This window comes from Actinosynnema sp. NPDC049800 (assembly GCF_040656635.1).
Taxonomy (GTDB): Bacteria; Actinomycetota; Actinomycetes; order Mycobacteriales; family Pseudonocardiaceae; genus Actinosynnema.
This window is the reverse complement of sequence record NZ_JBFAMT010000004.1, coordinates 66,597-92,582: the sequence shown is the minus strand read 5'-3', so window position 1 is coordinate 92,582 and position 25,986 is coordinate 66,597. Positions and strand designations below refer to the sequence as shown.

General features: G+C 72.6%; 21 protein-coding genes. 10 read left to right on the top strand and 11 right to left on the bottom strand.

Annotated elements, in window-relative coordinates:
- Window positions 1-45: 45 nt before the first annotated feature.
- Entirely contained in the window at window positions 46-762 is a 717-nt protein-coding gene (locus tag AB0I91_RS07490) for a DUF899 family protein (protein WP_498776662.1), read from the bottom strand.
- On the bottom strand, window positions 759-2,132 hold the full coding sequence (locus AB0I91_RS07485; RefSeq protein WP_499635813.1) for a DUF885 domain-containing protein: 1,374 nt from the start codon (window positions 2,130-2,132) through the stop codon (window positions 759-761). Before AB0I91_RS07485 ends, AB0I91_RS07490 begins: the two co-directional genes overlap by 4 nt.
- Window positions 2,133-2,286: 154 nt before the next feature.
- Between AB0I91_RS07485 and AB0I91_RS07480 the strand changes: the two genes are divergently transcribed.
- From AB0I91_RS07480 to AB0I91_RS07460, 5 genes are read left to right on the top strand one after another with little or no spacing between them, the layout of a single operon-like run.
- The gene (locus tag AB0I91_RS07480; protein WP_499635810.1) at window positions 2,287-3,003 is read left to right on the top strand and encodes a crotonobetainyl-CoA--carnitine CoA-transferase; all 717 of its coding nucleotides are present in this window, start codon (window positions 2,287-2,289) and stop codon (window positions 3,001-3,003) included.
- Window positions 3,000-4,262: an aminotransferase class V-fold PLP-dependent enzyme gene (locus tag AB0I91_RS07475; RefSeq protein ID WP_498776668.1), complete on the top strand. Its 1,263-nt coding sequence runs from the start codon at window positions 3,000-3,002 to the stop codon at window positions 4,260-4,262. Before AB0I91_RS07480 ends, AB0I91_RS07475 begins: the two co-directional genes overlap by 4 nt.
- A 23-nt stretch (window positions 4,263-4,285) precedes the next feature.
- A complete protein-coding gene (locus AB0I91_RS07470) occupies window positions 4,286-5,149 on the top strand; it encodes a class I SAM-dependent methyltransferase (protein ID WP_499635806.1) in 864 nt (287 codons plus the stop codon).
- An 8-nt stretch (window positions 5,150-5,157) separates the two neighbouring features.
- On the top strand, window positions 5,158-6,312 hold the full coding sequence (locus AB0I91_RS07465; RefSeq protein ID WP_499635804.1) for a trans-sulfuration enzyme family protein: 1,155 nt from the start codon (window positions 5,158-5,160) through the stop codon (window positions 6,310-6,312).
- Window positions 6,309-7,277: a homocysteine S-methyltransferase family protein gene (locus AB0I91_RS07460; protein ID WP_498776674.1), complete on the top strand. Its 969-nt coding sequence runs from the start codon at window positions 6,309-6,311 to the stop codon at window positions 7,275-7,277. The genes AB0I91_RS07465 and AB0I91_RS07460 overlap by 4 nt, the downstream gene beginning before the upstream one ends.
- On the opposite strand, the gene AB0I91_RS07455 is transcribed toward AB0I91_RS07460, so the two are convergent.
- The 6 genes from AB0I91_RS07455 to AB0I91_RS07430 all read right to left on the bottom strand — a co-directional run bounded on the left by AB0I91_RS07455 (window position 7,182) and on the right by AB0I91_RS07430 (window position 12,657).
- Window positions 7,182-8,549: a metallopeptidase TldD-related protein gene (locus AB0I91_RS07455; protein WP_499635800.1), complete on the bottom strand. Its 1,368-nt coding sequence runs from the start codon at window positions 8,547-8,549 to the stop codon at window positions 7,182-7,184. The genes AB0I91_RS07460 and AB0I91_RS07455 overlap by 96 nt on opposite strands.
- Window positions 8,543-10,009 carry a TldD/PmbA family protein gene (locus tag AB0I91_RS07450; RefSeq protein ID WP_499635797.1) on the bottom strand — a complete coding sequence of 489 codons (1,467 nt, stop codon included), beginning with the start codon at window positions 10,007-10,009 and terminating at the stop codon, window positions 8,543-8,545. Before AB0I91_RS07450 ends, AB0I91_RS07455 begins: the two co-directional genes overlap by 7 nt.
- Window positions 10,010-10,160: 151 nt before the next feature.
- A complete protein-coding gene (locus tag AB0I91_RS07445) occupies window positions 10,161-10,694 on the bottom strand; it encodes an EF-hand domain-containing protein (RefSeq protein ID WP_498776680.1) in 534 nt (177 codons plus the stop codon).
- A 70-nt stretch (window positions 10,695-10,764) separates the two neighbouring features.
- Window positions 10,765-11,268 carry an SRPBCC family protein gene (locus AB0I91_RS07440; protein WP_498776682.1) on the bottom strand — a complete coding sequence of 168 codons (504 nt, stop codon included), beginning with the start codon at window positions 11,266-11,268 and terminating at the stop codon, window positions 10,765-10,767.
- A gap of 64 nt (window positions 11,269-11,332) precedes the next feature.
- The gene (locus tag AB0I91_RS07435) at window positions 11,333-11,803 is read right to left on the bottom strand and encodes a PPOX class F420-dependent oxidoreductase (RefSeq protein WP_498776684.1); all 471 of its coding nucleotides are present in this window, start codon (window positions 11,801-11,803) and stop codon (window positions 11,333-11,335) included.
- Complete coding sequence (locus AB0I91_RS07430) at window positions 11,800-12,657, bottom strand: methyltransferase domain-containing protein (protein ID WP_498776686.1); 858 nt, start codon at window positions 12,655-12,657, stop codon at window positions 11,800-11,802. The genes AB0I91_RS07435 and AB0I91_RS07430 overlap by 4 nt, the downstream gene beginning before the upstream one ends.
- 235 nt (window positions 12,658-12,892) lie before the next feature.
- Between AB0I91_RS07430 and AB0I91_RS07425 the strand changes: the two genes are divergently transcribed.
- On the top strand, window positions 12,893-13,717 hold the full coding sequence (locus AB0I91_RS07425) for a methyltransferase domain-containing protein (protein ID WP_499635794.1): 825 nt from the start codon (window positions 12,893-12,895) through the stop codon (window positions 13,715-13,717).
- 52 nt (window positions 13,718-13,769) lie between these two features.
- On the top strand, window positions 13,770-14,600 hold the full coding sequence (locus tag AB0I91_RS07420) for a class I SAM-dependent methyltransferase (RefSeq protein ID WP_498776690.1): 831 nt from the start codon (window positions 13,770-13,772) through the stop codon (window positions 14,598-14,600).
- 96 nt (window positions 14,601-14,696) lie between these two features.
- On the opposite strand, the gene AB0I91_RS07415 is transcribed toward AB0I91_RS07420, so the two are convergent.
- A complete protein-coding gene (locus tag AB0I91_RS07415; protein WP_499635791.1) occupies window positions 14,697-15,689 on the bottom strand; it encodes a Gfo/Idh/MocA family protein in 993 nt (330 codons plus the stop codon).
- A 73-nt stretch (window positions 15,690-15,762) separates the two neighbouring features.
- Here AB0I91_RS07415 and AB0I91_RS07410 point away from each other — a divergent pair, with 73 nt between their 5' ends.
- Together AB0I91_RS07410 and AB0I91_RS07405 are read left to right on the top strand one after the other, a co-directional pair.
- Window positions 15,763-16,671: a LysR family transcriptional regulator gene (locus tag AB0I91_RS07410; protein ID WP_498776694.1), complete on the top strand. Its 909-nt coding sequence runs from the start codon at window positions 15,763-15,765 to the stop codon at window positions 16,669-16,671.
- A 657-nt stretch (window positions 16,672-17,328) separates the two neighbouring features.
- Window positions 17,329-18,903, top strand: a complete 1,575-nt coding sequence (locus AB0I91_RS07405; protein WP_499635788.1) for a hypothetical protein — start codon at window positions 17,329-17,331, stop codon at window positions 18,901-18,903.
- Between the two features lie 186 nt (window positions 18,904-19,089).
- Here AB0I91_RS07405 and AB0I91_RS07400 read toward each other — a convergent pair whose 3' ends face one another.
- Window positions 19,090-20,538, bottom strand: a complete 1,449-nt coding sequence (locus AB0I91_RS07400; RefSeq protein WP_499635785.1) for a pectate lyase family protein — start codon at window positions 20,536-20,538, stop codon at window positions 19,090-19,092.
- Window positions 20,539-21,150: 612 nt separating this feature from the next.
- Here AB0I91_RS07400 and AB0I91_RS07395 point away from each other — a divergent pair.
- Window positions 21,151-22,920, top strand: coding sequence for a serine/threonine-protein kinase (locus AB0I91_RS07395; RefSeq protein ID WP_499635781.1), 1,770 nt, complete (start codon window positions 21,151-21,153; stop codon window positions 22,918-22,920).
- Window positions 22,921-22,968: 48 nt separating this feature from the next.
- Here AB0I91_RS07395 and AB0I91_RS07390 read toward each other — a convergent pair whose 3' ends face one another.
- The gene (locus AB0I91_RS07390) at window positions 22,969-25,983 is read right to left on the bottom strand and encodes a hypothetical protein (protein WP_499635778.1); all 3,015 of its coding nucleotides are present in this window, start codon (window positions 25,981-25,983) and stop codon (window positions 22,969-22,971) included.
- Window positions 25,984-25,986: the final 3 nt, after the last annotated feature.

Genomic DNA, 25,986 nt, shown 5'->3' with positions numbered 1-25,986 from the left:
CCCCCTTCGTACGACCGCCCGGATGCCGGTGGGAACCTCGGGACGTCACGCGGTCGCGGTCGCCCGGGCGCCCCCGCCCTCGGGGACGTAGTCGTTGTCCGCGTACCAGTCGCCGCGGCCGCCCGGGAGCAGGTCGAGCACGTTCCACACCGGGTTCAGCAGGTCGATGCCCCGCTCGGCGCCGTCGAAGTGGTTCGCGGGCTGCGAGTAGAAGTGCCGCACGGCGTCACCCTCGGCGCGCAGCACGCTCACCATCGGCCGCTGGTTGCCGTCGCGGCGCTCGGCGTTCAGGTCGGCGTTGAAGGTGGTGCCGTGACTGGACAGGACGCGCAGCCCGTCCCACCCCCGCCGGTCCGCCCACGCCCGGAGCTTGGCCGGCGGAGCCTTGGCGATCACGACGAACGCCGTGTGCCGGGCCAGGTGCACGGCCACACCGCGCAGCGCGTCCACCCACATCGAGCACATCGGGCACGCCTCGTCCTCGTCCGGGTGGAACATCAGGTGGTAGACGAACAGGGTGTCGTGCTCGCCGAACAGCGCGCGCAGCGGCGTCCGGACCGGCCCGTCGAGCCCGTCCTCCGTCAACTCGTAGTCGCGGAGCACCGGCCCGGGAGGCATGGCCCGACGCGCCGCGGCGACCGCCTCCACGTGGTCCCGCAGCGCTCGTTCGGCCCTGGCGAGCTGCGTGCGGGCGGCCTGGTACTCGGGGCTCGCGCCCTCCGGCCAGATCGGCAGGACGGGTTGGCCGTTGGTGCCGCTCATCGTGCCCCTTCCGTGTCCGAGACGGGTCCATCCACAGTGGACTGGGCGAGGTCGGTCCCGCGCACGGGCTGCCGGGCGCCGTGCACAAAGGGTTGCCCATCGGCGGTGCGCGGCACAACCACCGAGCCTTGCCCGATGGGGTGATTCGACGTCGTCGGGTCACGCAGGTCCTCGGGCAGGACGTCGGCGCGCAGCAGGTGGTCGAACCGGTCGGTGGCGGTCGTCCTGCCATCGCGCGCGTCGAGCCACTCGGAGACCAGGCGCCTGCCCTCGACGTAGGTCACGGTGTAGGCGCGCCAGAGGGGATCGGTCAGGAACTCCACCATGTGCCTCGCGCGCTGCTCGGGGATCAGCAGCCACCGCGTCAGGTGGGCCACGACGTCCTCGGCCGACGCGCCGCGGTCGTGCAGCATGATCGCGGCGTCCTGGCGGACGCCCATCAGCTTCCACCAGGCGCGCATCACCGCCTCCACCCGCTCGCCGTCGACCCGCACGCCCTGCGCGGCCAGGACGTCGGAAGTCCAAGCGCCCCAGCCGTCACCGACGGACGCCGCGAGCGCCAGCTCGGCCATGCCCTCCGCCACGAGGCACCGCGGCGTGTTGACCACGACGAGGGTGTGCTCGCCCTCGCCGCACCGCCGCACCAGCCCGGACTCCTTCAGGCAGTGGTCGGTGTGGTGGCCCGGGTAGGACTCGTGCGTGGCCAGCAGGGGCAGCGCGGCGAGGTTGCGGCCCGCCCGCGAGTCGAGCAGGACCAGCGAGCGGTAGTCGCCGAGGTAGCGGTTGAAGGCGTTCCACGGCTTGTCGTGCACCACCTCGTAGCGGACGTGCTCGCCTTCCGGCAGGCCGTACCGCTCCCGCACGAGCGGGCGCACCGCGTCGGACACCGACTGCACCGCGAGCAGGAGGTGGTCGGGGCCCACGGTGTTGGCCTCGTGGAACCGCTCCAGCCGGGTCCGCAGGTCGCCGCCGCCGGGGAGCAGGGCGCGGATCTCGTCGTGCGCCTCGGCGTAGCGGTCCTGCTCGCCCACCTCGGCCTCGACCTGGAAGCAGGCGCGGACCTCGGCGCGGAACGGCACCGGTCGGCCGGCCAGGCGTTCGGCGGAGCACCTCATCGCGGCCAGGTGCGCGTGCAGGAAGCGCTTGCGCCGGGGGGAGAGGTCGCCGTCCGCCACGCGGGCCATGACGTCGGTGGCCTGCCGGGCGAGTTCTCCCGGCGTGGGCAGCGGTTCGTCGCGCACCTGCCGGTGCAGCGCGGGATCGCCGAACCAGCAGTCCACGAAGCCCTCGACCAGCCGGCCGAGGAGCAGGCCGATGCGCAGGTACTCGCGCACCTCCGGTTCGTACATCGCCGCCTCCCGGCTCGGCACCCGCCGTCAACGTAACGGGAGACCGAGGGGTCGGCACGCGGGAGCGGCGCCGGCCCACCGCCGCGTCGTCCACTCGATCAGGTGGCTTTAGGAACATATAGCCGCTGTTACAGTCGAAGTGGATCGGCGACCAGACCGTCGGGAGGTTGGCCTGTTGTTCGAGTCGCTAGTGGACCGGATACGCCCCGAGGTGCTGGACGTCCGACTGGACGAGGGTTTCTGCCGCGAGGTGGCCGACGTCTACGACCGCGCGCCGACGTGGGCGCTCGACTCGGACCTCGCCCACGGCTACCGCGTGCTCCAGCGGGTGAGCGCCTGGCAGTTCGCCTTAGTCCTGGAGCACGGCATCCGCGTCGAGCCGTGGCGCGGCGCCGGGCTCCCGTACCGCGAGTCCGCCGAACTGCGCCGGTCGGTGCGCGAGACCCGGGTGCTCAAGCTGCACCTCACCGAGGACGGGCACGGCTCCTTCCCCTGCCCGGCGGACCACCCGATGCGCGAACCCGCCGGGGTCGAGGTCGACGGCGTGCCGTTGTGCCACAACGACGTGTTCCGGGTCGTGCACGACGTCTTCGGGCACGTGGCGTTCGACCAGGGCTTCGGCCCGCGCGGCGAGTTCACCGCGACCTACCTGCACTCGCGGATGTACCCGGTGTCCGCGCGGGCGGCGCTGTTCACCGAGCAGATCGGCCAGGTCTGCTGGTTCTTCTACGGCCCGCACCTCCGGGACGCCGCCGGTGCGCTCCGCTCGCCCGGCGCCCCGGGCTACGTGCCCGCCCGGGACCGGCCGTACCCCCAGCAGAAGGTGTTCGCGTTCGACCGGCGCTACCTGGACCGGTTCGACGCGCTGTTCGCCACCGAGGAGTCGCGATGAGCCAGGTCCGCCCGGGAGCGCTGCCCACGACCGTGCGCGACGACTTCCCGTTGCTGTGCGACGTGGACGCGCCGGTCTACCTCGACAACGCCGCCACCACCCAGAAACCCCAGGCGGTGCTCGACGCCGTCGTGGACTACTACCGCACCGCGAACAGCAACGTCGGCCGCGGCTACCACCGGCTCGCGATGACGGCGACCGACCGCTACGAGGGCGCGCGGGCGTCGGTCGCCCGCTTCCTCGGCGCGCGGCACGCGGACGAGGTGGTCTTCACGGCCAACACCACCGACTCCACCAACCTCGTCGCGGACGTCGTCGGCAGGCGCGTCGTCGGCCGCGGCGACCAGGTGGTGGTCAGCGGGATGGAGCACAACAGCAACCTGCTGCCGTGGCGGCGGTTGTGCGAGCAGGTCGGCGCGGAGCTGGTGGTCGCGCCCACCGGCGCGGACGGGCGGGTCGACCTGTCGGCCTTCACCGCGTTGTTGGGGCCGAGGGTGCGCATCGTCGCCGTGGCGCACGTGTCCAACGTGCTGGGCACCGTCAACCCGGTGCGGGAGATGGCCGCGGCGGCGCACGACCGCGGCGCCCTCGTGCTCGTCGACGGCGCGCAGGCGGTGGCGCACCTGCCGGTGGACGTGCGGGAGCTGGACGCGGACTTCTACTGCTTCTCCGCGCACAAGGTGTACGGGCCGATGGGCGTCGGCGTCCTGTACGGCAAGCGGGACCTGCTCGCGGACCTGCCGCCGTACCGGGTCGGCGGCGGCACGGTCAAGGGCGTCAGCCACGTCGAGCCGGTGCGCTACGTCCCGACCCCGGCCCGGTTCGAGGCGGGCACGCCGAACGTGGCGGGCGCGGTCGGCCTGGCGGCCGGGCTGGACTACCTGCTCGGCCTCGGCGTGCCCGCGGTCCGCGAGCACGACGAGAGCCTGGTCGAGGCCGTGCTGGGCGCCGTCGCGGACCTCGACGACGTCGTGGTCGTGGGCGACCCGGGCGCCATGCCGTGCGGCATCGTGTCGCTGTCCGTGCGCGGGATCCACCCCTACGACGTGGGCAGCCACCTGGACGCCCACGGCATCGCCGTGCGCTGCGGGGTGCACTGCGCCAGCACGTTCCTCGACAGCCTCGGCCTGGTGGGGACCGTGAGGCTGTCCTTCGCCGTCTACAACACGCTCGCGGAGATCGAGTACCTGCGGTCGGTGCTGAAGACCGCACGGCCCGGCCCGTGGACCGCCGACCACCCCACCGAGCGCTTCCTCTGACCGCACCGACCCCGAGGGGTTCCATGAGCGCCACCGAGCTCGACCACGTCCGTTTCAAGGAGGGCCAGCGCCTCCACTGGGATGCCATCAGCGCCGGGTGGCTGTCCGTCGCCGACACGTTCGAGAGCGGCGCCCGGGTGGTGACCTCACGCCTGCTGGAGCTGGGCGGGGTGGGGCCGGGCATCTCCGTCCTGGACGTCGGCACCGGGGTGGGTGAGCCCGCGCTCACCGCGGCCGCCGCCGTCGGCCCGACCGGCCGGGTGGTCGGCGTCGACCTCTCACCCGCCATGATCGACCTGGCCCGCCGCCGGGCCGACGGGCTGGACAACGTGGAGTTCCTGGTCGGGGACGTCGAGTCGCTCGACCTGCCCCGCGGCGGTTTCGACGTCGTGCTCGGCCGGTGGAGCCTGATGTTCCCGCCCGACCCGGTGCGGGCGTTCCGCTCGGTGGCCGAGGTGCTCAGGTCCGGCGGGGTGCTCGCCGCGTCGACCTGGGGCCCACCCGAGACCGCGCCCATGCTCTCCCTGGGCTTCGGCGTGCTCGTGAGGTGGCTGGACCTGCCCGCGCCACGGCCCGGGCCCGGTCCGTTCAGCATGGCGGACCCCGAGGTGGTGTCTCGGCAGCTGACCGCGGCGGGTTTCACCGACGTGTCGGTCACCGAGGTGCGGGTGCCGTTCGAGCTGGACTCGGCGGAGTCCTACGCCCGGTTCACCGAGGCCGTCACGCCCCTGGATATCCGCGAGACGGCTCGCGTCCTGCTGGGCCCCGACACGTCCGCGCTGTGGGCCGACGTCGCCGCCTCGGTCGCCGAGCACCGCCGGGCGGACGGCTCGATCTCCTTGCCCAGCACCGCGTTGTGCCTGCGCGCGACGGCTGCGCGCGGATGAGCGGCCCGATGCGATTCGACACGAAGCTGGTGCACGAGGGCCAGCGGACGCGGTTCGGCCACGGCGACGTGATCCCGCCCATCCACGTCGCGGTGACCTTCGACGCGTCCGCCCAGGACCCGGCGCGGTACTACTACGCGCGGGGGGAGAGCCCGACCCGGGAAGACCTGGAGACGTGCCTGGCGGCGTTGGAGGACGTGCGGTTCGCGCTGGCCTTCTCCTCCGGCCAGGCGGCCGGGGAGGCCGTGCTGTCCCTGCTGGAGCCGGGCGACCGGGTGGTCGCGTCCGACGACGTCTACGGGGGCACCTACGGGTTGTTCGAGCTGTGCCGCCGTCGCGGGGTGGACGTCCGGCAGGTCGACCTGTCCGACGCGGACGACGCGGCCGCGGCGCTGTCCGGTGGTGTCGACCTGGTCTGGGTCGAGACGCCGACCAACCCCGTGATGAAGGTCGCCGACATCGGCGCGATCAGCGCGGCGGCCCACCGCGCCGGCGCGATCGTCGTGGTGGACAACACCTTCGCCAGCCCGGCCCTCCAGCAGCCGCTCGCCGCGGGTGCGGACCTGAGCCTGCACAGCACCACCAAGTTCATCGCCGGCCACTCCGACGTGCTCGGCGGCGCGCTGGTGCTCGACGACCCGACGCTGCACGGACGGCTGCTCGAACACCGCACCGTCGTCGGCGGCGTGCCGGGGGCGTTCGACTGCTACCTGGTGCACCGGGGCCTGAAGACGCTGTCGCTGCGCGTCGCGCGGCAGGTGGCCAACGCGCGGGCGGCGGTCGCGGTGCTGACCGCGTCGCCGCTGGTCGCCGCCGTGCACTACCCGGGGCTGCCCGACCACCCGCAGTTCGAGCTGGCCGCGCGGCAGATGTCGGCGCCCGGCTCGATGGTCAGCTTCGAGTACCTCGGCGACGTGGGCGAGCTGCTGCGCCGCACGGAGCTGTTCGCGGCGGCGGTGAGCCTGGGCGGGGTGCGGTCGCTGATCGAGTGCCCCGCCTCGATGAGCCACCGGCCGGTGCCGCGCGAGGTCCGGGCGCGGGCGGGGATCGCGGACAACCTGGTGCGGCTGTCGTTCGGCATCGAGGACCCGGCCGACCTGGTGGAGGACCTGTGCGCCGCGATGGCGGCGGCCTCGTACGCGGAGAGGAGTGCGACGCGATGACCGCGACGGTGCTGCTGGACGGCGGGCTGGCGACGGAGCTGGAGCGCGCCGGGTTGCCGGTGCGCCACCCGTGGTGGACGACCAAGGCGTTGCTGACCGACGCCAACCGGACGGTGCTGCGCGGGGTGCACGAGCAGTACCTGCGGGCCGGCGCTCACGTGATCACCGCCGCGACGATGCGCTGCAACGAGCGGGCGTTGCGCGCCAACGGGTTGGACGCGGCGGGCCTGGGCTGGATGGTGCACGCCGCGATCGGGGTGGCGCAGGCCGCACGCCGCTCGGCGGAGGCGCCGGACGCGCTGATCGGGGCGTCGATGGCGCCGGTCGAGGACTGCTACCGCCCCGACCTGGTGCCACCGGACGACGAGCTGCGCCGCGAACACCTCTGGTTGGCCACGGAGTTGGCGCGGGCCCGGGTGGACCTGGTGCTCGTGGAAACCATGAACACCCTGCGCGAGGCGCGGATCGCACTGGAAGCGGTGCGGTCGGTGGGGATCCGCGCGTGGGTGAGCTTCGTGTGCGCGGACGGCGCCACGCTGCTCTCGGGAGAGGACCTGGGGAGGGCGGCGCGCGCGGTCGAGGAGGAAGGCGCGGACGCCGTGCTGGTCAACTGCACGCCGTTCGCCGAGACCGAGCGCTGCCTGGAAGCGCTGCGGGCCAACTGCGCCGGCGCGATCGGCGCGTACCCGAACCTGGAACAGCGCACCGGCGCGCACGCCGACGGCCCGTTGCCCACGGCCGTGGACCCAGCGGGGTTCGCGGACGCGATGAGCCGGTGGCGGACCGACTACGGCGTTGACGTGCTGGGTGGGTGCTGCGGCAGCACCCCGGCCCACATCGAGGAACTGCGCAAGGCGATCGGGGAGCGGTCACCGCGCATGGCCGGCGGACGACAGCGCGAAGTCCTCGACCCGCACGGCGGGCATGGCGGTCCGGAACTCCCGGTCGCCCCACTCCCTGGGTAGCGCGGGCTCCGCGCGGCCGATCTCGGCGACGCGGGCCAGCAGGTCGACCGGGCTCTCGTCGAACCGGAAGTCGGGCGCCGTGCCCACCACCTCGCCGCCCTTCACCACGTGGACGCCGTCCCGCGTCACGCCGGTCAGCAGCAGCCGGGACGGGTCCACCTCCCGCAGGTACCACAGCGAGGTCACCAGCAGCCCGTGGTCGGTGCTCGCCACCAGGTCGTCGAGCGTGCGGTCGGTGGGGCGGCCCGACAGCACCAGGTTCCCGATCCGCGGGGTGAACGGCAGGCCGGCCGTCCGCGCCGAGTGCCGGGTGGCGACCAGGTTGGCCAGCGAGCCGCCGCTGATCCACTCGGTGCGCCGCAGCGGCGTGCCGTTGTCGAAGCAGGACGACCCCGGACCCGGTGCGCGCACGACGGTGAAGGGCAGGCAGCCGAGACCGGGCGCGGCGGGATCGCTCGCCAGGGTCAGGTGCGCCTCGGTGAGCCGCTCGCCGAGGCGGGTGCCGCCGTCGGGTCCGCTGAAGACCGTGCCGCCGTCCAGCGCGTCCTGGAGGTCGGCGGCGCGGTGGAGGTGGATCATGAGGTCGGCGACGCAGGACGGCGCCAGGATGACGTCGTAGCGACCGGGGGACAGGTCGACGCGGTGGCGCGAGGGGTCGAGCCGGGCGGCCAGGCCGGCGTAGCGAGCGAGCAGGTCCGCCTGCGACGGGTCGGCCAGGTCCGAACCCGTCCACGCCGAGGCGGTGCGGTCGGCGCTGTGCGCGGTCAGGTCGAGCACGCCGCCCGGTTGGGCGTGGTGCAGGCGCAGCCCCGAGGACGACGCGAGGTAGGTCGAGCGCACCTCGTGCTCGGCGTAGCCGGACGAGGACTCCCCTCGGGACCGTGCTTGCTCGAAGACCTCCGCCAACTGCGCCACGACCCCGGCCAAGGCCGCGACGGACGTCCCGGTCGGGGGCTGCGACCACTGCCGTTCGGCGGCGGGCGGCAGGGGGTGCGCGTCGGGTGCGGGCGCGGCCCGGCGTGCGATGGCCCCGGCCTCCTCCACCGCCGCGCGCACCGCGTCCTCGTCCAACGCGCCTTCGCGGGAGACGACGCCGATCCCCGCCCCGGGCGCCGACTCGATCACCGTGAGGGCCCGGCTGTGCACGACGCCGTTGCCGGTCACCGCGTTGTCCGCCCACCGCAGGTGCGCGGTCGAGGTCTCGTCGACGATCGCGATCCGGTCACCGGGTGCGGCCAGCGCCGACTCGGCGAGGTCCTGGGGCGTCAGCACGAGTCCGCCGTGTTCCGCACGCGCACGCCCTGGAACACCGCGGTCGGGCAGCCGTGGCTCACCGCGGCCGCCTGCACCGGCTGGCCCTTCCCGCAGAGGTCGGCGCCGAACAGCTGGTAGGTCCCCTCGCCGCCGACCGCCGACAACGCGCCCCAGAACGCCCTGGTGTCCGACTGGTAGGCGACGCCGCCGAGCTGGCCGGCCAGCTCGCCGCGGTGCACGCGGTGCGCCCGCTGGGCGGTGAACTGGAAGTTGTCCCGCCGCGCGTCGATCGACCAGCTGTCGGACCCGACGAGGTAGATGCCCTCGTCGACGGCCGAGATCAGCTCCTCGGTGGTGGGACCGCCGGGGACGGGCGCGAGCGAGACGTTGGGCATCCGCGTGATCGCGGGCCGCAACGCCGACTCGGCGAACGCGCAGCCCACCGAGCGCGTCGCACCGGCGGCGCGGGCCGTGCGGCGGTCGTACTGCGAGCCGACCAGCACGCCCTCGCGCACGAGGTCCCAGGACTGCGCGGCCACGCCCTGGTCGTCGTAGCCGACGGTGGCGAGCCCGTGCGGCGTGGTCCGGTCGGCGGTCACCGTCATCAGCGACGTCCCGTAGCGCAGCTCGCCCACGTCGCGCGGGCGCACGAAGCTGGTGCCCGCGTACGAGGCCTCGTGCCCGAGCACGCGGTCCAGCTCCGTGGCGTGCCCGACCGACTCGTGGATCGTCAGCCACAGCTGCGACGGGTCGACGACCAGGTCGTACGCGCCGGGCCGCACCGGTCGCGCGTCTTGCTTCCCGCGCAGCAGACCCGGCAGGGCGGTCAGCTCGGCGTCCCAGTCCCACCCCTCGCCGAGCAGGTACTCCCACCCGCGCCCGGTGGGCGGCCCGACCGTGCGCAACGCCGTCGCCCCGCCGGCCACCACCACCTGCGGGTGCACGCGCACGCGCCGCTGCGTGGTCGACGTGCCCGCGAGGTCGGCGTAGAACTTGTCCTCCTGCACGGCGACGACCTTGGCGCGCACGTGCGCGACACCGGGGGCCGCGAGCAGCCTCGCGCTCCAGTCCGCCAGCAGGTCGGCGCGCTCGGCCTCGGGCACGGAGAACGGGTTGACGCGGAACCCCGACGACCAGGCGCCGTCGTGGACGGGCTCGGGCACGGGTTCGTCCTCCCGGCCGAGGGCCGCGCATGACCTCGCCGTCTCGATCGCCTGACGGGCGGTCTCGCGCGCCGACCGCGTCGTCACGTCACCCGAAGCGGCGAACCCCCAGGCGCCGTCGCGCCACACCTGCACCGACAGGCCGGTGACCGCGGCGTCGTGCGCGGACCGGACGGAGCCGTCGAACAGGACCAGCTGCCCGGTCCGCACGCGGGCGAGCCGGAACGACGCGTGCCGGGCGCCGAGCCGGCGGGCGGTGTCCAGCGCGGCCTCGGCGAGCAGGCGGGCGGCGTCCGCGCAGAATGGTCCGGCCATGTCGCCGAAGCTAGGGCAAGACCGGGCGGAGGCGAACTCGTTGACACGAAAGGATGAAGTGCGGGGCCTGCGCACCTGGCGCGCCGCATGGTGGCGGCCGCCGAGGAGTCCCGGCGGCCGCGTCGTGCACCTGCTCATCGTCCTCGACGGGCTACAGGCTGCCTGCCAGTTCCGTGCCGGACGCGCTCGGGTCGTCACTGAGGTAGAACTCCTTGACCGCGGCGGCGAATTCCTTCCGGCTCACGTAGCCGTCGTGGTCGGTGTCCAGCTTGTCGAACGCGGCCCGGGACTCGCTCTCGGACATGCCGGCCTGCTTCTGCGCCTTGGCCATCTCCTCCTTGCTGATCTGGCCGTCGTTGTCGGCGTCCGCGGCGTCGAAGGCGGCCAGGGCGAAGGGCACGGCGACGTTGTCGACGAAACCCGGGTCCTCGGACGCGGCGTTCCACTCGTCCTTGCTGATCGCCGAGTCGAAGTCCTTGTCGGTGTGCTGCTGGATCCCCGTCCACATGTCGTTGGCCAGCTTGGTGAGCCTGGCCGCTTCCGGCGAGCCCGGCGTCGCGCCGAGCGCCTTGCGCCACTTGTCGGCCAGCGCGGTGATGTCGCTCTGGTCGATCCGGCCGTCCTGGTCGGCGTCGAGCCGCTCGAACGCCTTGTCGTGCTTGCGCTGCATGAGGTCACTGGTCATCTGTTGTCTCCTCCACTCGACGCACCGCCCGCAGCATTCGGCGCCTGGGCGGGTGCTCGGCACAGTCGGGTCAAGCCAGGTGATCGACGTGATCACCGGCCGGCCGTGGCCCGCGTGACGACGGGCCGAGCCGCTCCACGTGCTGCCGCAGTCCCTCCAGCGCCTCGCCCCAGCCGGCCGCGTGGCTCTCGCGGGAGGCCCCGGCCCGCTTGTCCTCCGGGATGTCGAGGGTGTCGAAGCCGCTCTCCACGAGCCGGACCAGGCTCCCGTCGCCCTGCGGCGCCAGGTCGAACTCGACGAGCGTGGCGTTGTCCTCGGTGGCCACCTCGCCGGGGTGCGCGCTGGCCCAGAGGTAGGCGAAGCGACGCGGCGGGTCGACCGTCTTGACCGTCGTGGGGAACTGCCCGTTCTCCCCGTGGTCGAGGTGCATGGTCCCGCCGGGGCGCAGCTCGATCCGCGCCGGCGCGCCCGAGCCGAACCACCGACCGACGTGCTCCGGTTCGGTGAGGGCCGCCCACACGCGCTCCACCGGTGCGGAGATGAAGACCTCGCGCTCGATGCGGTCCGAACTCATGACCTCGTCCTTCCCTGGTGCTGCTGGTCGTGTGGTGATGGCGGATCGGCGTGTCCGGCCCTCGTCACGGTGTGCCCACCGGCTGTGCCGCGGCTTCGGAGGTGGCCAGCCCGGTGCGGGCGACCACCTTGGTGATGTGCCCGCGCACCAGCACCTCGCCGGATTCCTCGCTGTGCCTGGCGATCGCGTCGGCGTGCGCCTCGCCCACGTACCGCGTCGCGATGCGCCGGGCCCAGGTCCGCACCTCCTCGCGCTCGTCCTCGACCCGCGCTTCGCCTTCGAGGAGGACGAACGCGAACGGCGGCCGTTCGTCGTCCACGCAGAGGGCGAAGCTCGGCCGGTGGCGCAGCGCCCTGCCCTTGACCGTCTCCGGACCCGTGAAGAACAGCACCTCCGGGCCGTGCACCAGGAAGGAGATCGGCGCGACGTGGGGCCGGCCGTCGGCGCGGACGGTGGCCAGCTTGCCGGTGCGCGTCCCGTGGCCGATGAACGCCCGCCACTCCGGGTCGGACATCTCGCGCATGCCGCCGCTCACGTCGTACCCACCGGTTCATCGGGACGGGTCGTGGACCGGAGGCGAGCGGTGATCAGGAGGTACTCCATCCCCGTCCGCACGGCGTCGTCGTAGACGTCCAGCACGCGCGCCATGTGCTCGACCGTGTCGGCGCCGTACTCCCGGGACAGCCCGGCGGCGTCCTCCTCCAGGGCCTGCCTGGTCAACTCCGTGGTGCGCGAGGTGCTCGCGGTGATGTCGAGGACCTCCAGGAGGTCGAACCCGGCCGCGTCGAGCAGCGCCGGCAGCTCCGCCCGGGGCGGTGCCGTGATCAGCATCCGCTCCTGGAGGTCCCGCCGCTGCCGCGCGCTGAGCGGCCCGCACTGGGCCACGTCGGTGAGGGCGATGCGCGATCCCGGCCGCAGCACCCGGGCCGCCTCGCGCAGCACCGCGGCCCGGTCCGGCATGTGCGGCATGCTCTCCAGCGCCCACGCGCCGTCGAAGCTGTCGTCCGGGAACGGCAGCGCGGCGGCGTCGGCGAGTTCGAAGGTGACCCGGTGCTGCAGGCCCTCCTCGTGCGCGGCGGCGGTGGCCGCGCTCACCTGGCCCGGTGCGATCGTCACCCCGGCGACGTCGGCGCCGGTCGTGCGCGCGAAGCGGAGGGCCGGGTGGCCCACGCCGCACCCCACGTCCAGCAGGCGCTGCCCCGCGGTGAGCGGGACGCGTTCGATCATCAGGTCGGTCAGCCGTTCCTGCGCCAGGTGCTTGTCGCTGGTGTCCTGCGGACCGGTCCAGTAGCCGAAGTGCAGGTTGGATCCCCAGATCAGCTCGACGAGCGCGGTGGTCCGCTCGTACATCTGCGCGACCTCGGCGTCCAGTGCGCTGGTGTCGGTCATCCCGGGCTCCCGGTGGCGGTGGTCACACGGACGTCCACAAGCTATCAGTTTCTCAACTGATCGGGCCTGGTGTGCGACCTGCCCGGAGGGGTGATGGAGGCATTTCACCCGCTAAGGGGACAAGTGTTCGCGGTTCACCCGTCCGGCTACAAGGGACGGTCGGAGCGCGGAAGGTGGATGACGTTGTAGTTAGATCCGGTGCGAGGACGTCCTCGCACCGGAAGGGGTTCGGGTCGTGTCCAGCCCAGCCAGTCAGGAGGCCGACGAGGTCGGCGGGATCTACGACGGGATGAGCGACCTCGTCGAGATCTACCACGGCAACATCCACCTCGGCTACTGGGCCGGTGACGACGACCCGGCCACCCTGGCCGACGCGTTGGACCGGATGACCGACCTGGTGGCCGGCACCCTGGCGCTGGCGCCCGGTCAGCACCTCGTCGACGTGGGCTGCGGCGTGGGCATGCCCGCGATCCGCATCGCGACCCGGTTCGGCGCCCGGGTCACCGGGATCACCAACAGCGCTTGGCACGCCGGGGAAACCGCCCGTCGCGCGGCTGCCGCCGGCGTGGCCGACCTCGTGACCGCGCGGCAGGGCGACGCCGAGGCGCTGCCGTTCCCGGACGCCGCCTTCGACGCCGTGCTCGCCTTCGACTCGTTGCCCAACGCGGTCGACAAAGGACGGTGGCTGCGGGAGATGAGCCGGGTGCTGCGGCCCGGCGGCCGGTTCGCCGTCACCGAGTACACCGCCGAGGCGGCGCTGACGCCGGCGGACCGCGAGGTGCTCGCGACGCACGCGATCTTCGACCCGCCCACCGCCTCGGCGCTGTGCGCCCTCGTGGCCGACGCCGGGCTCGTGGTCGACGAGCGGCAGGACTGGGGCACGCGGGTCCGGCGCACCTACGACGAGGTGGCGGCGGTGTTCCGCGACCGCGGTGAGGACCTGGCCGACTCCTATGGGGCGGAGCGGATCCGGGTGTTCGAACAGGGCTTGGCCCCGGTGTTCGAGGTCGGGCGCACCAGCCTCGGCTACCTGCTGGTGGCCGGGCACAAGCCCGGATGACCTCTTGCGCCGATCAGGTCGTTCGTTGACGCGCTTGGCTGAAAGGCACCCGATGACTACCGACTACGTTCCCAGCAGCGCCGAGGTCGTCGCGTTCTACGACAACGCCCTGCCGCTGATCGCCCGCCTGGCCGGCGACAACGTCCACTACGGGTACTGGCACTCCCGTGAGGACACCAGCACGTTGCACGAGGCGATGGACAACCTGACCGACGTGATGATCGAGCGCCTGGCGGTGACCTCCGGTCAGCGGGTGCTCGACGTGGGGTGCGGGCTCGGTGCGCCCGCCCTGCGACTGGCCCGTGCGACCGGGGTGGAGGTGGTGGGGATCTCGACGAGCGGGGAGATGGTCCGGGAGGCCACCTCGCGGGCGCGTGCGGCCGGCCTCGACGGGCAGGTGCGCTTCGAGGTCGCCGACGCGGAGGACCTGCCGTTCCCGGACGGCTCGTTCGACGCGGCGTGGGCCATCGAGTCCTTGGTGCACATGGCCGACCGGCCGCGGGTGTTCCGCGAGGTCGGCCGGGTGCTGCGGCCGGGGGGTCGGTTGGCGTTGACGGACTTCTACGAGCGGATCCCGTTCACCGGCGAGCGGTTGCGGATGATCGAGGAGTACCGCCGGGCCGCGCTGAACACGCCGTTCCACCGGCTGGAGGAGTACCCGCCGATGCTGCGGGACGCCGGCCTGCACCTGATCGAGTACCTGGACATCAGCGAGCGGACCGACCGGCACTACCCGATGCTGCTGGAACGCCTGCGCGCCCACCGCGACGACCTGACCGCCGAGTACGGGGCCGACACGGTCGCCGCCCTGGACTCGGTGTTCACCAACTGCGCCCGCACCGGCGAACCCCCCTACATGCTGATGACCGCGCAGCGGAGCTGACCCGGGTTCGGTGAGGTGGTGCTTCAACGTGTCGCCGTGCCGAAGGATCGTGTGGCCGGCAATCCACGGCACGGTGGAGCAGATGGCCGTTCTCGGCTAGGACCGGCTGGGCTTGGGGTGGTGGAAGGCTTCGATGACGGATTGCACCCGCAGGGCCGTGGCGAAGTCGGCCAGGTGGGGCGAGTGGTTGCCGCGGACGGCGGCGGCGAACAGGGACAGTCGGGTGGTCTCGGAGCCTCGTGGGCCTGGTGGGGTGGTCGGTTGCCAGTCGCCGCCGTCGGAGGTGAGCAGGTCGCCCCAGTTGCGCAGCAGGTACGAGCGGTCGGTTCCCCAGAGGGTCCACTCGTAGGTCTCGGGTCCGGCGGCGCCGGAGAAGGCGGAGACGTGGACGGGGGTTCGGCCGGCGCGGAGGTGGGCGCGTGCGGCGGTCTCGCTCGCGCGCGGATCGGTGGGCAGGTCGATTCCGACGTCGACGAGGTCCAGTGGGCCCAGCAGGCGGTCGGTCAGGTAGACGAAGTGGGACAGGACTTCGCGAACGAACCCGCCTTGGTCACGGCCCGCCAACCAGGCGGCGTCCGCCTGGAACGGTCGTGGCCACTCGGGGAACGACAGGCCGATGTCGATCCCGGTGACCTCGCCGATCTCGCCGGCGGCCAGGCTTCGCTCGACTTCGAGCACGGCGTGGCGGTCGGACAGGGCGAAGTTCACCGCGCCGACGGCACCGCGCTCGGCGGCCGTGCGCACCATCCGGCGCCCGTCCGCCAGGTCGATCGCCAGCGGCTTCTCGCAGAAGACGGCTTTACCGGCGCGCATCGCGGCGATCGCCAGGTCCGCGTGGAACATCGGCGGGGTGGCGATGTACACGGCGTCGACGTCCGGGGATCGGATGATCTCCCGCGCGTCGGTCGTGAACGTGACGGTCGGGTAGGCGGCCCGCACGCGGTCGATGGCGGCGGGGTCGATGTCGGACGCGCGGACGACGGTGAACCCGGGGTGGGCGACGGCCGCGGCGAGCATCTCGACGCCCATCGCGCCGAGCGCGACGATGCCGAGGCGGAGGGGATCGGGCCGGTCTGTCCGAGATCGCATGCCGCAAGCCTCGGCGAGGTGATCGCTAACGTCAATCTACAATGTGTGGATGCAACCGTTAAGCGTTGACTTCATGGATGACCTGCGCCGGTTGCGGGTGCTCCGGGAGTTCCGCGAACGCGGGAGCATCACGGCCACCGCCGCGGCCCTGCACCTGACCCCGTCGGCGGTGTCGCAGCAGATCGCCAGGATCGCCCGCGACGTCGGCTTCGAGGTGCTCCAGCAGGTCGGGCGGCGGGTGGTGCTCACGCCGCGGGGGCACGCGCTGCTCTCCCACGCCGACGCGATCTTCGCCGAGATCGAACGCGCTCGCCACGAGCTCGACTCGTGGGATGACAGCGTTCGCGGGACGATCAAGGTCGGCGCGTTCCCCACCGCGATCACGGGCCTGCTCCCGCAAGTGCTCGACCGGGCCCGCGACGAGCTCCCGAACGTCAAGATCACGGTGACGGAGGCCGAGCCGCCCGCCCTCTTCGACGAACTCGACGCGGGACGTCACGACATCGCGCTCGCGGTCGACTTCACCGGCTCGCCCGCCGCGGGCGACCCGCGCTACCACCGCGTCGACCTGGGTCCCGACGAGCTCGACGTCGCACTGCCGCCCGGGCACCCCTTGCTGGAGCGGAAGGTGCTGGGGCTCAAGGACTTCCGGAACGACCCGTGGATCGTCGGCGACGGCCGGGGCTGCTGCGGCGCCATCACCGCCACGGCTTGCGCGGCGGCCGGCTTCACCCCGGACGTCGCGCACCGGACCAACGACTGGCAAGCGCTCGCCCAACTGGTCGCGCACGGCCACGGCGTCGCGCTGATCCCACGACTTGCCCAACGTGACCTGCCCGCCGCGGTCACGATCCGCCGGATCACCGCGTCCCGCCCACAGCGGTGGATCTTCGCCGCGGTGCCCGAGGGCGCCCAGCACTCGCCCCTGATCACCACGGCACTCGGTCTGCTCACGTCCGTTCGGGGGCGAGCGGCGGGGTGATGGAGCCGCTCGACCGCCTCCGGCACCGGTTCGTGCGAGCTGCTGCGCGTGAGAGGATGCCGCGGGCCGATTCGCTGCGAAGATGACCGGTTCGGCCCAACTACTTGTCGCCGACAAATCCCTGCACCCGATGACCGTGGTGTGGTCCCCTATGGGTGGGGTCGGGGACACCGTTGTGGGGGGTTTGGGATGAGCGAAGACAGATCGAAGGCGCAGACGCCGGCGGCCGGACCGCCGGACGAAGCGCCAGTTGCAGTACCGGTGTCGGAGCCGGTGCGAGAGTCGGTGCCGGTGCGAGAGTCGGTGCCGGAGTCGGTGCCGGAGCCGGAGTCGGTGCCTGTTGCCGAACCGGCACAGGGTGACACCACGGTCGCGGAACTGCCGGCGGAGTCGGCGCCGGGTGAGCAGGCGGCATCGACGGCCGGGACGGCAACTGCCGAGCTGCCGGTGGAACCCGCTGCGGCGGAACCCATGCGGGCGGAGCAGGAAGCACCCCAGGCCACTGAGCCGGCAGCGGCAGGCCCGGCCGCCGTCGTGCCGGATCCCGCTGGAGCACCGGCCGTTGGAACAGTGGCCGGTGAACCGCCGGCGGTTGAGTCGCCGGCCGTTGAAACGGCGGCGGTTCACTCCGCCGAACCCTCGGCGGCTCAGGCCACCGTGGCGGCGAATCCGTGGGCGCGGCCGAGCGGGCCGGACGAGCACGTCACGTGGGTCGATCCGACGCCGACCGACCCGATCCTGCGGATCCCGCTGACGCCGCCGGAGCCGAGGTCCACCGCGGCGGCGGTGCTGTTGAACCTGACCGGGCTCGGGGCCGGGTACTTCTACCTGCGCCGACGTTGGCAGGCGTGGACGGCGGTCGTGCTCGTGGTCGCGCTCGTCGTCGTCGCGTTCGCCACCAACGCGGCGGCCAACCCGTGGTTGTGGCGGGGCCTGGTGGCGGCCTGGCTCGTGATCCTCGTGCTCGACGCGTGGCGGATCGCGGTGAAGCACCCGCCGGTCGCGAACCGCCGTCCGGTGGTGATCGGGGCGATCGCGGTGCTCGCCGTGGTCGGCGCGTACATCGGGTACGGCGTGCTGGGCCGCGGCGCCTACGACGACGGGCTCGCGGCTCAGGGGCGCGGTGACTGCGCGGCGGCGACCGGCCAGTTCGAGGCGGTGACCGGGCCCTACGAGCTGACGCTCAGCTCGGACGTCGCCGCGGCGATCCGAGGCCTGGACGAGTGCGCCGACTTCACCCGTGCGGCCGACGCCGAGGACGAGGCCACCGCCGTGCAGCGCTACGGCCAGTTCCGCCGCGACCACCCGGACAGCCCGCTGAGCCCGTTCGTCCACGACGAGCTCGTCGAGACCTACACGACCTGGGCTCGCGGCCTGCGCGACGAGGGCAAGCTGGTCGACGCGATCAAGGTCTACCGCGACCTGCTCTCCGAGGACGAGTCGTTCGCCGCGGAGGTCGCCGACGTCTACCTGCGGCTGGCGAAGCAGCTCACCTCCGAGCAGCCCGTCGGCTCCAGCGCGGCGGCCAACGCCCTCGAGGCGATCGCCGACGAGTTCGGCGACACGCCGGCCGCCAAGGAGGTGCCCGCGGCGTTCGACGCGCTCTACGCGGCGGCCACCGCGCCGCTCGCCGCCGGTCAGCCGTGCAAGGTGGTGGACGTCCTCGCCTTCTTCTCCGGCCTGACCAACAAGGTCGCCGCGAAGGTGGCCGGCGAGGCGAAGAACCAGTACCCGCGCACCATGCTCGACTGCGGGCTGAGCGAGCTGCGCGACGGCCAGGCGGAGCAGGCGGTCGGCACGCTGGACCGGTTCATCAGCACGTTCGCCGACCACGGCGACGTGCCGCAGGCCCAGTCGGCGCGCATCGCCGCCAAGGTGGCCATCGGCACCGGCGCGCGGGTGCCCGTCCCCGCACCCCTCGGCGCGGGCGGCCCGATCACGATCACCTTCTACAACACCGTCAACAGCCCGATCAACATCAAGCTGGCGGGCTCCACCGCGCACGAGTTCACGTTGCCTGCGTGCACGACGTGCCCGGAGTTCCACCCGCCCGGCACCGGCGAGGCCGCCTGCGACTCGCCCATCGGGAAGCCGTTGTTCGCGGTCGGCCTGGGCGCGGGCAACCACCACGTGCTCGCCGACTTCGAGAAGAGCGGAGAACTGGTCAAGCAGCTCGACGCCCAGCCCGGCGGGTTCGACCTGTACTGCCTGTACTCGGAGTACAAGAGCTGAGCCGCGGCGCGCGGCCGGCCCTGCCACCAGGTCCGGCCGCGCCTTCGGTCGGGGACGAGGTCTCAGCCCCTCTGTTGGAGGTCCCGGGACAGGTCGTACTCAAGGCGATGGACGATTGCGTTCGGCGAGAAGGCGGCTACCGGGCGAGTGCTGCCCGGTAGCCGCCTTCTGCGACGGTGTGGTCGGTCAGCAGCTGCCGTTCGACTCGCTCAGGCCGGTGTTGGCGCCCGCGGTGCGGCTGACGATGCTCGGCACGCAGGTGGCCTGGTCGAGGGTGTAGCTGTAGGGGATGCTGACGGTGGTGGTGGACTTGACGTCCGGCCCGGCGGGCTTGTGGTCGCTGCTCGGGGCGGACCAGGTCACGTTGTCGAAGATGTTGCCGCTGACCTGCCAGTAGCCGGCCTCGGTGGTGTAGAAGGTGCCGAGGACGTCACGGGAGTTCTTGAAGTAGTTGTTGTCCACCTTGGCCTTGGCGCCGACGCGGGAGTTGATGCCGGTCTCGTTGAGGCTCACGTAGTGGTTGTTGTAGATGTGGGCGATGCCGCCGCGCAGCAGGGGCGTGCGGGAGTCGATGTTCTCGTACAGGTTGTGGTGGAACGTCACGAAGCCGTTCGAGACGTCGCTCTCGCTGGACCCGATCAGCCCGCCGCGGCCGGAGTTGCGCAGGGTGCTGTAGGACAGGGTCACGTACTGGGTGTCGTCCTTCATGTCGAAGAGGCCGTCGTAGCCCTCCGACTCGCCACCGGAGGCCAGCAGGTTGACGTGGTCGACCCAGATGTTGCGGACGTTGCTCTCCATGCCGATGGCGTCACCGCCGTTGGAGGTGGGCGAGCCCGACTTCTTGACGTTCTGGATCGTCACGTTGCGGATGATGATGTTGCGGGACTCGCGGATGTGGATGCCCAGCTGGTCGAACACCGCGCCGCCGCCGACGCCGATGATCGTGATGTTGCTGACCCGCTTGAGCTCGATCACGCCCGCGGCGGTCTCGCAGCTGTTGCCGGAGACCTTGGCGGTGTTGCCGTGGTTGATGGTGCCCGAGACCTCGATGACGATCGGGGTGGAGCTGCTGGCCCGCGTGCACAGCGCCTGGTGGATCTGGGTGCCCGTGGTGGCCCGGACCGTCGCCCCGCCCCGGCCGCCCGTGGTGCCGCCGTTCTGGGACGCGAAGCCGGTGGCGGCGCCCGTGGGCGGGTTCGACGTCGTGGTGGTCGTGGTGGTGGAGGTCGACGTGGAGGTCGAGGTTGACGTTGACGTCGAGGTCGCCGTGGACGTCGAGGTGTCGGTGGGCTGGCCGGTGCACGCCACGCCGTTGAGCTTGAACGAGGTGGGCGCGGGGTTGGAGCCGCTCCAGGACCCGTTGAAGCCCGGCGTGACCGACGCACCCGTCGCCAGCGAGCCGTTCCAGGAGGCGTTGCGGACCGTCACCGCGCTGCCCGACTGGGAGAACTCGCCGCCCCACAGCTGCGTGACTTTCTGACCGGCCGCGAACGACCACTCCAGCGTCCAGTTCGACACCGCGTCACCCAGGTTGGTCACGGTGACGTTGGCGCCGAACCCGCCCTCCCACTGGTTGGTCACGGTGTAGTCGACGCGACACCCGGCCGCCGCATTGGCATTGGTGCCGGCCGCCATCACCAAACCCCCGGTCAATGCCGCCACCGACACGGCCGCGGCAATACCGGCGGCTCGACTTCTCGTTGGTTTGCCAATGCGCAGATCCATGCGTCGCCTCCTTGCGAACAGCACTCCCGGACAGTGGTTCCTCCGGACACCAGCCGACGCCGAACAGCGGATTCGGCGCGAGGGAGCGGTGTCTGGGAACGCTCCCAGGGAGCATTGCGCAACTTTCCGGAACAGGCAACAACATTCACATCGGTGAACTGCCGGAGCCGTGCCGGCCGGGAGTGCGGTGACTTCGTTGATCAACAAGGCGCACACTTCGCGGTGGTCGTCCACCGATTCACGCACGTGAACAATAGGGGTGTGCGACGGTCTGCTCGTCGACGTGAACCCGGCGCGCTTCCGTGCCCACCCCGGCCGGCCGGACTCGTCGCTGAAGGTCGATTCTTGGAAATAAAATACGGTTTCGGCAGACTGTTCCAGTCATGGTGCGGCTGGGTAGGAAAGTGGCCTGAACCACTTCGCCTTATTCCAAGGCGCCCGTCCTGGTTGCGCATTGACGGCCGGTTCCGATCCGCAAAAGGACGGATACCGAATACCGCGGAAACGACTAGACTGCGCGAAGTGCGCACGGGGGATGTGGTCGACGGCCGCTACCGACTCGAGGACGCGTGGGGGTCGGGGGCCGGCGGTGTCGTGTGGAAGGCCTTCGACGAGAAGCTGAAGCGGGTGGTGGCGCTCAAGCGCCCGCACGGGGTGGCCGGTGGCGCCGACCGGGCGCGGTTCCGCCGGGAGGCCGAGACCGCCGCGCAGGTCCACCACCCCAACGCGATCTCGGTCTTCGACACGGTCGACGACCACGACGAGTGCTGGCTCGTCATGGAGTTCGTGTCGGCGGACAGCCTGGACAAGCTCCTCACGGCCTCCGGCCCGCTGCCGCCGGAGCGGGTCGCGCGGATCGGCTTGCAGGTCGCCGCCGCGCTGGCCGCCGTGCACGCGAAGAAGATCATCCACCGGGACGTGAAGCCCGGCAACGTCCTGGTCGGCGACGGCGACCTCGCCAAGCTGACCGACTTCGGCATCTCCATCTGGCGCGAGGTGACCCGCACCGACGACGGCCGGATCAGCGGGACGCCGGCGTTCGCCGCGCCGGAGGTGGCCGGTGGCAAGCCGGCCGGCGAGGCCTCGGACGTCTTCTCGCTCGGGGCGACCCTGTTCGCCGCGGTGGAGGGGACTCCGCCCTACGGCGCCGGCGACGCGTACGAGGTCCTGAGACGTGCCCGCGAGGGCGAGACGCTGCCGATGGCCAAGGCCGGTCCGCTCGCACCGCTGCTGGCCGAGATGTTGGCGCCGCGGCCCGGGAAGCGGCCCACCGCCAGCCAGGTTCGCAGCCGCATCAAGGAGATCGTCGGCGACTGGGAACCGCCCGCCGCGCCCGTCACGGCGGAGCGGAGGCCACCTCGCCGCCGGTACTGGATCGGCACGGCGGCACTCGTGGTCGCGATCATCGCCGCCACCCTGTACGCGGTGAACCCGTGGCCGGGGTCCGGAGAGGCGGGCGCCGAACGGCCCGGGGCCGGCGGGCTCATCGGCGACGAGCGGACCGCGAACCCGTGCGCGCTGGTCGACCAGGGCGCGTGGGACCGGTTCGGCCCGGCCGAGCTGCACACCACGTACGGCAACTTCAACCGCTGCGACGTGCTGGTCGACGTCGGCGGTCGGGAGCCGGTCGACGTCGAGGTCCAGCTGGTGACCCGCAAGTCGCACCCCGTGCGGGGCGAGCCGTTCGAGGTCGTGCCGGAACCGTCGAGCGCCGACGAGTGCGACCGCACGTTCCTGGTGGACGACAGCTACGGGGTGCGCGTCACGGCGAAGGCGCCCGACGCGCCGGCGGACCTGTGCGCCATGGCCGACCACGCGCTTGTCACAGTGCGCCAGGTGGTCGGCGAGGGCCGGATCGCGCGTCGCAACCAACCCTTCCCCGCCGGGTCACTGGCCTTTGTGGACGCGTGCGGCCTGTTGGACGACACCGCGCTGGCCGCGCTGCCCGCGGTGGATTCGAGCTCGGCCGTCGGCATGCTCGGCGGCTGGGGGTGCAAGTGGTACAGCGCGGTCGACCGCGTGCAGGTCTACGTGCGCTACGACCAGCACGCCACGACCGATCCCGTCGAGGGCGAGGAGGTCGCGATCGGCGGGCACCACGCCTTCGTGAAGCTGGACGCCGACACGGGCACGAGCTGCACGGTCAGCGTGCTCCACCAACCGCCGAACCGGCCCCGGAGCACCACGGTCGACCTGCTGAAGTTGTCGGTCAGGAGCGACCGCCCCGGCGGGGAGTACTGCCCGCAGGCCACCTCGCTGGCCGGCGCGGCCGCCGCCAACCTGCCCTCGTGATCCGGTCGTGGGTCGGGGGAGCGTCGCGCCACCGGCCCGCCGGCGCGGTCACAGGGGGTCGAGGCGGACGGAGGACGGGGCGGTGGTGGGGAAGAGGCGGTACCGGAAGTCGGGACGGGCGGTCTTGGGCAGGTGGACCGCGTGCGTGTCGACCAGGCGGGACGGGGGCAGGGTGGTGACGGCCTCGCCGTCGTCGGCGGTGTGCGGTTGCCGGTCGGGGTGGCCGCGCAGGGTCAGGGCGGGCAGGTCGACCGGGGTGTCGGCCCGCAGCACGAGGTCCAGTCGCCGACGGGCGCCCGTGCGGACCTCGTAGCCGATGTGCGTGGTCGGGCGGACGGCATGGGCCGGGACGCCGGAACCGACGAACGGCAAGCCCTCGTGGTCGACCGCGGACGCGAGCACGACGGACACGTGCGTGCTCGACCCCGCCGGGATCTCGCAGCCACCGAAGCGATCGCCGGGGTGCCTGCCGACGAGCACCTGCCGTGCGGCGACCGTGGGATCCACGGGTGCTTGGTCGGACAGCTCGCAGCCGACGAGGACCCGGGTCCCGTCCTCCGGCCACGTCCAGCCGACCCGCACCGCCGTGCCGACGTACTCGACGTGGATGCCCGTCGGCTCCGGGAGCCTCGCGTAGTGCCGCGGCTTGCCGACGTGACCCGTGCCGTTCAGGATCACGACCGGCAGGTACGTGCAGAGCACGAGGCCCTTGTCGATCCACGCGTCGTTGACCGGCGAGGGCCCGTCGAGCACGCGTCCCGCGTGGAAGAGGTCGGCCTCGGTGACCCGGTCGCCCTCCCGCAGGGCGCCCGTGCCGCGCACCCGGACGACCTTGACGACGCCTTGGCCGGGCGGCGGCCAGCGCAGTTGGGTCGTGTGCTCGGCCAGGCTCAGCTCGGTGCTGATCCGCACCGCGGTCAGCGGACCCGGCGGCGCGGGCCTGCCCGCCGGGGTGACCTCCCGCGACCGGCCCGACGACCAGACGAGCCCGCCCGCGGGGCCCGGGTACGCGACGCGAACCGTGTAGCGGTACCGGCCGCCGTTGCGGACGTCCGTGTCGGTCACCCTGCCGGGCACGGTGGTCGCCAGGACGACCGGCGCGTCGTGCTCGGCCCCGACCTCGGCCCGGGACACCTCGACCCGCACGGCGGTGTCCGGCACGTGCCAGGTCACCGTGACCTCGCCGTCGTCGGTGTCGGTCTCGACGGTCGCCTCGGCGGTGATGACGACCGGCGCCGTCACGACGGGCGTGGAGTAAGTGCCGGACCGCTCGGTGAACACCGCGTAGCGCAGCGGCACGCCGGGGAGGCCGGCCGCGGCGGCGTCGCGGAACCCCGTCGTGGTCGTCCGGCCGAGGCGGGCGGGGCCGGAGGTTTCGTCGGGGCGTTCGGGCACCCGGTCCCCGGTGACGCGGACGACGACGTAGGCGATGTCCAGGTCGGGCGACGCGGGCCAGGTCAGCCGGACGCCGGCGGCCGGGTCGGTGACGGTGGCCCGCGCCCGTCCCGGTGGGTTCGGCGGGATCCGGTCGAGCTCGTTGCGCGCGGCCGACAGGTCGGCGCAGAGGTCGAGCGCGGCGGCGTACAGCTCGGCCCGGCGCGCGTTCGGCGTGTCCGGCCGCCTGGCCCGCAGGTACAGCTCGGTGGCCTTGTCGATCTCGGTCTGCGCCCGTTCCAGGAGCACGTCACGGCGGGGGAACTCCTCCGGCGCGGCCCGGATCTCGCGGACGGCGGCGACGTAGTTGCGCCCGTCGATCAGCTTGTCGATGCGCGCCACCGCTTCGCTGATCGACAGCAGGGTGGTGTCGACCGAGCCCTTGAACTCGCGGATCTCCCGGGCCAGCGGGTCGGGCCGGTCCGCGGGCACCGCCCAGATCCTGGCGGCCCGGTCGATGCTGAGCCGCGCCTGTTCCAGGTCGCGCTCCCTCAGCGCGCTCTTCGCCTCCGTGATGAGCTCCTCCACCAGGTACCGCTGCCCGATCGGGAAGCCGCACCGGCGGCAACCGAGGCCGTAGGCCGGGTCCACGGCGCCGCAGCGCGGGCAGGGCTCGCGCAGCAGCAGGCCGCACGTCTTGCACGCGGTGCTGGTCTCGTCGTTCAGGTCCGCGCACCTGGGGCACTGGACGCGGCTGCGCAGTTGCCGCTCGGACTCCGCGGCGGGCAGCTCGACGGCCCAGCCGAGCTTGCCGAAGTGGGCCACGAACTCGCGCTTCGCCAGCACGAGGTCGTCGACGCCGCCGAGCCGCGCCTCTTCGAGGTACAGCTCGAACTGCCGGGCGCTCACCGACGCGGCGAGCTTCAAGGTGGTCTCGAACCGCTTGATGATCGCTTGCAGCGTCACGGCTTTCATCGACATGTCGTGCTGTGCGCGCTTCTCCTCGGAGGCGAACACGGACTTGGCGAAGACACCGAGGCGTTCCCGCGTCGGGAGCGTCGGGTCGGACTTGTCCTTGATCAGGTGCGTCCGCGTCCAGAGCTCCTGCGCGGCCTGGCGCAGCTGCGGCAGCGGCGAGGTGTTGGTGATGGACTCGTCGACACCCCGGAGCAGCTCGTAGAGGCTGATCTCGCCGACTTCCGCGAGTTGACCGCTCAAGCGGCTCTCGTCCTCCGGCGGGAGCCGCGCGCTCGCCGTCCCGCCGCCCGAGCTGCGCTTCTCGGCCCGCTCGACCCGGTCGGCCAGCGCCGGGTCGGCGGCGAGGACGTCGGCGAACTCCGCCCGCAGGCCGGTCGCCTCCTCGACGAGCAGGTAGCCCTTGGCCAGCATGAGCGACAGCCGCCCGCCCACCTCCCGGCGGCGGTCCTCCAGTGCCGCGCGCTCGTGCCGGATGGCCAGCTCGCGTTCCTCCCTGCGCCGGTCGGCGCTCGACATGACCTCCTTGATCTCGGCGAACAGCGTCAGGTGGTACTTCGCGTCCTGCGCTTTCTTGCGGGGGAAACCGTTCTGGGCGGCCGTCGACCACTCGCTGCGGCGCTTGGCCAGCACGCGCACGAACAGGGCCTGGTCCCACGGAGCGTGGGGGTCCAGGCCGAGCAGGGCGAAGAAGTTCGGGCGGTCCTTGGCCACCGG

Excerpts from the sequence above, each read along its gene's own strand:
- AB0I91_RS07475 (WP_498776668.1), top strand. The coding sequence starts at position 3,000 with ATGAGCCAGGTCCGCCCGGGAGCGCTGCCCACGACCGTGCGCGACGAC.
- AB0I91_RS07410 (WP_498776694.1), top strand. The coding sequence starts at position 15,763 with ATGGATGACCTGCGCCGGTTGCGGGTGCTCCGGGAGTTCCGCGAACGC.
- AB0I91_RS07420 (WP_498776690.1), top strand. The coding sequence starts at position 13,770 with ATGACTACCGACTACGTTCCCAGCAGCGCCGAGGTCGTCGCGTTCTAC.
- AB0I91_RS07465 (WP_499635804.1), top strand. The coding sequence starts at position 5,158 with ATGCGATTCGACACGAAGCTGGTGCACGAGGGCCAGCGGACGCGGTTC.
- AB0I91_RS07460 (WP_498776674.1), top strand. The coding sequence starts at position 6,309 with ATGACCGCGACGGTGCTGCTGGACGGCGGGCTGGCGACGGAGCTGGAG.
- AB0I91_RS07400 (WP_499635785.1), bottom strand. The coding sequence starts at position 20,538 with ATGGCGGCCGGCACCAATGCCAATGCGGCGGCCGGGTGTCGCGTCGAC.
- AB0I91_RS07440 (WP_498776682.1), bottom strand. The coding sequence starts at position 11,268 with ATGAGTTCGGACCGCATCGAGCGCGAGGTCTTCATCTCCGCACCGGTG.
- AB0I91_RS07430 (WP_498776686.1), bottom strand. The coding sequence starts at position 12,657 with ATGACCGACACCAGCGCACTGGACGCCGAGGTCGCGCAGATGTACGAG.
- AB0I91_RS07470 (WP_499635806.1), top strand. The coding sequence starts at position 4,286 with ATGAGCGCCACCGAGCTCGACCACGTCCGTTTCAAGGAGGGCCAGCGC.
- AB0I91_RS07490 (WP_498776662.1), bottom strand. The coding sequence starts at position 762 with ATGAGCGGCACCAACGGCCAACCCGTCCTGCCGATCTGGCCGGAGGGC.
- AB0I91_RS07415 (WP_499635791.1), bottom strand. The coding sequence starts at position 15,689 with ATGCGATCTCGGACAGACCGGCCCGATCCCCTCCGCCTCGGCATCGTC.
- AB0I91_RS07450 (WP_499635797.1), bottom strand. The coding sequence starts at position 10,009 with ATGGCCGGACCATTCTGCGCGGACGCCGCCCGCCTGCTCGCCGAGGCC.
- AB0I91_RS07445 (WP_498776680.1), bottom strand. The coding sequence starts at position 10,694 with ATGACCAGTGACCTCATGCAGCGCAAGCACGACAAGGCGTTCGAGCGG.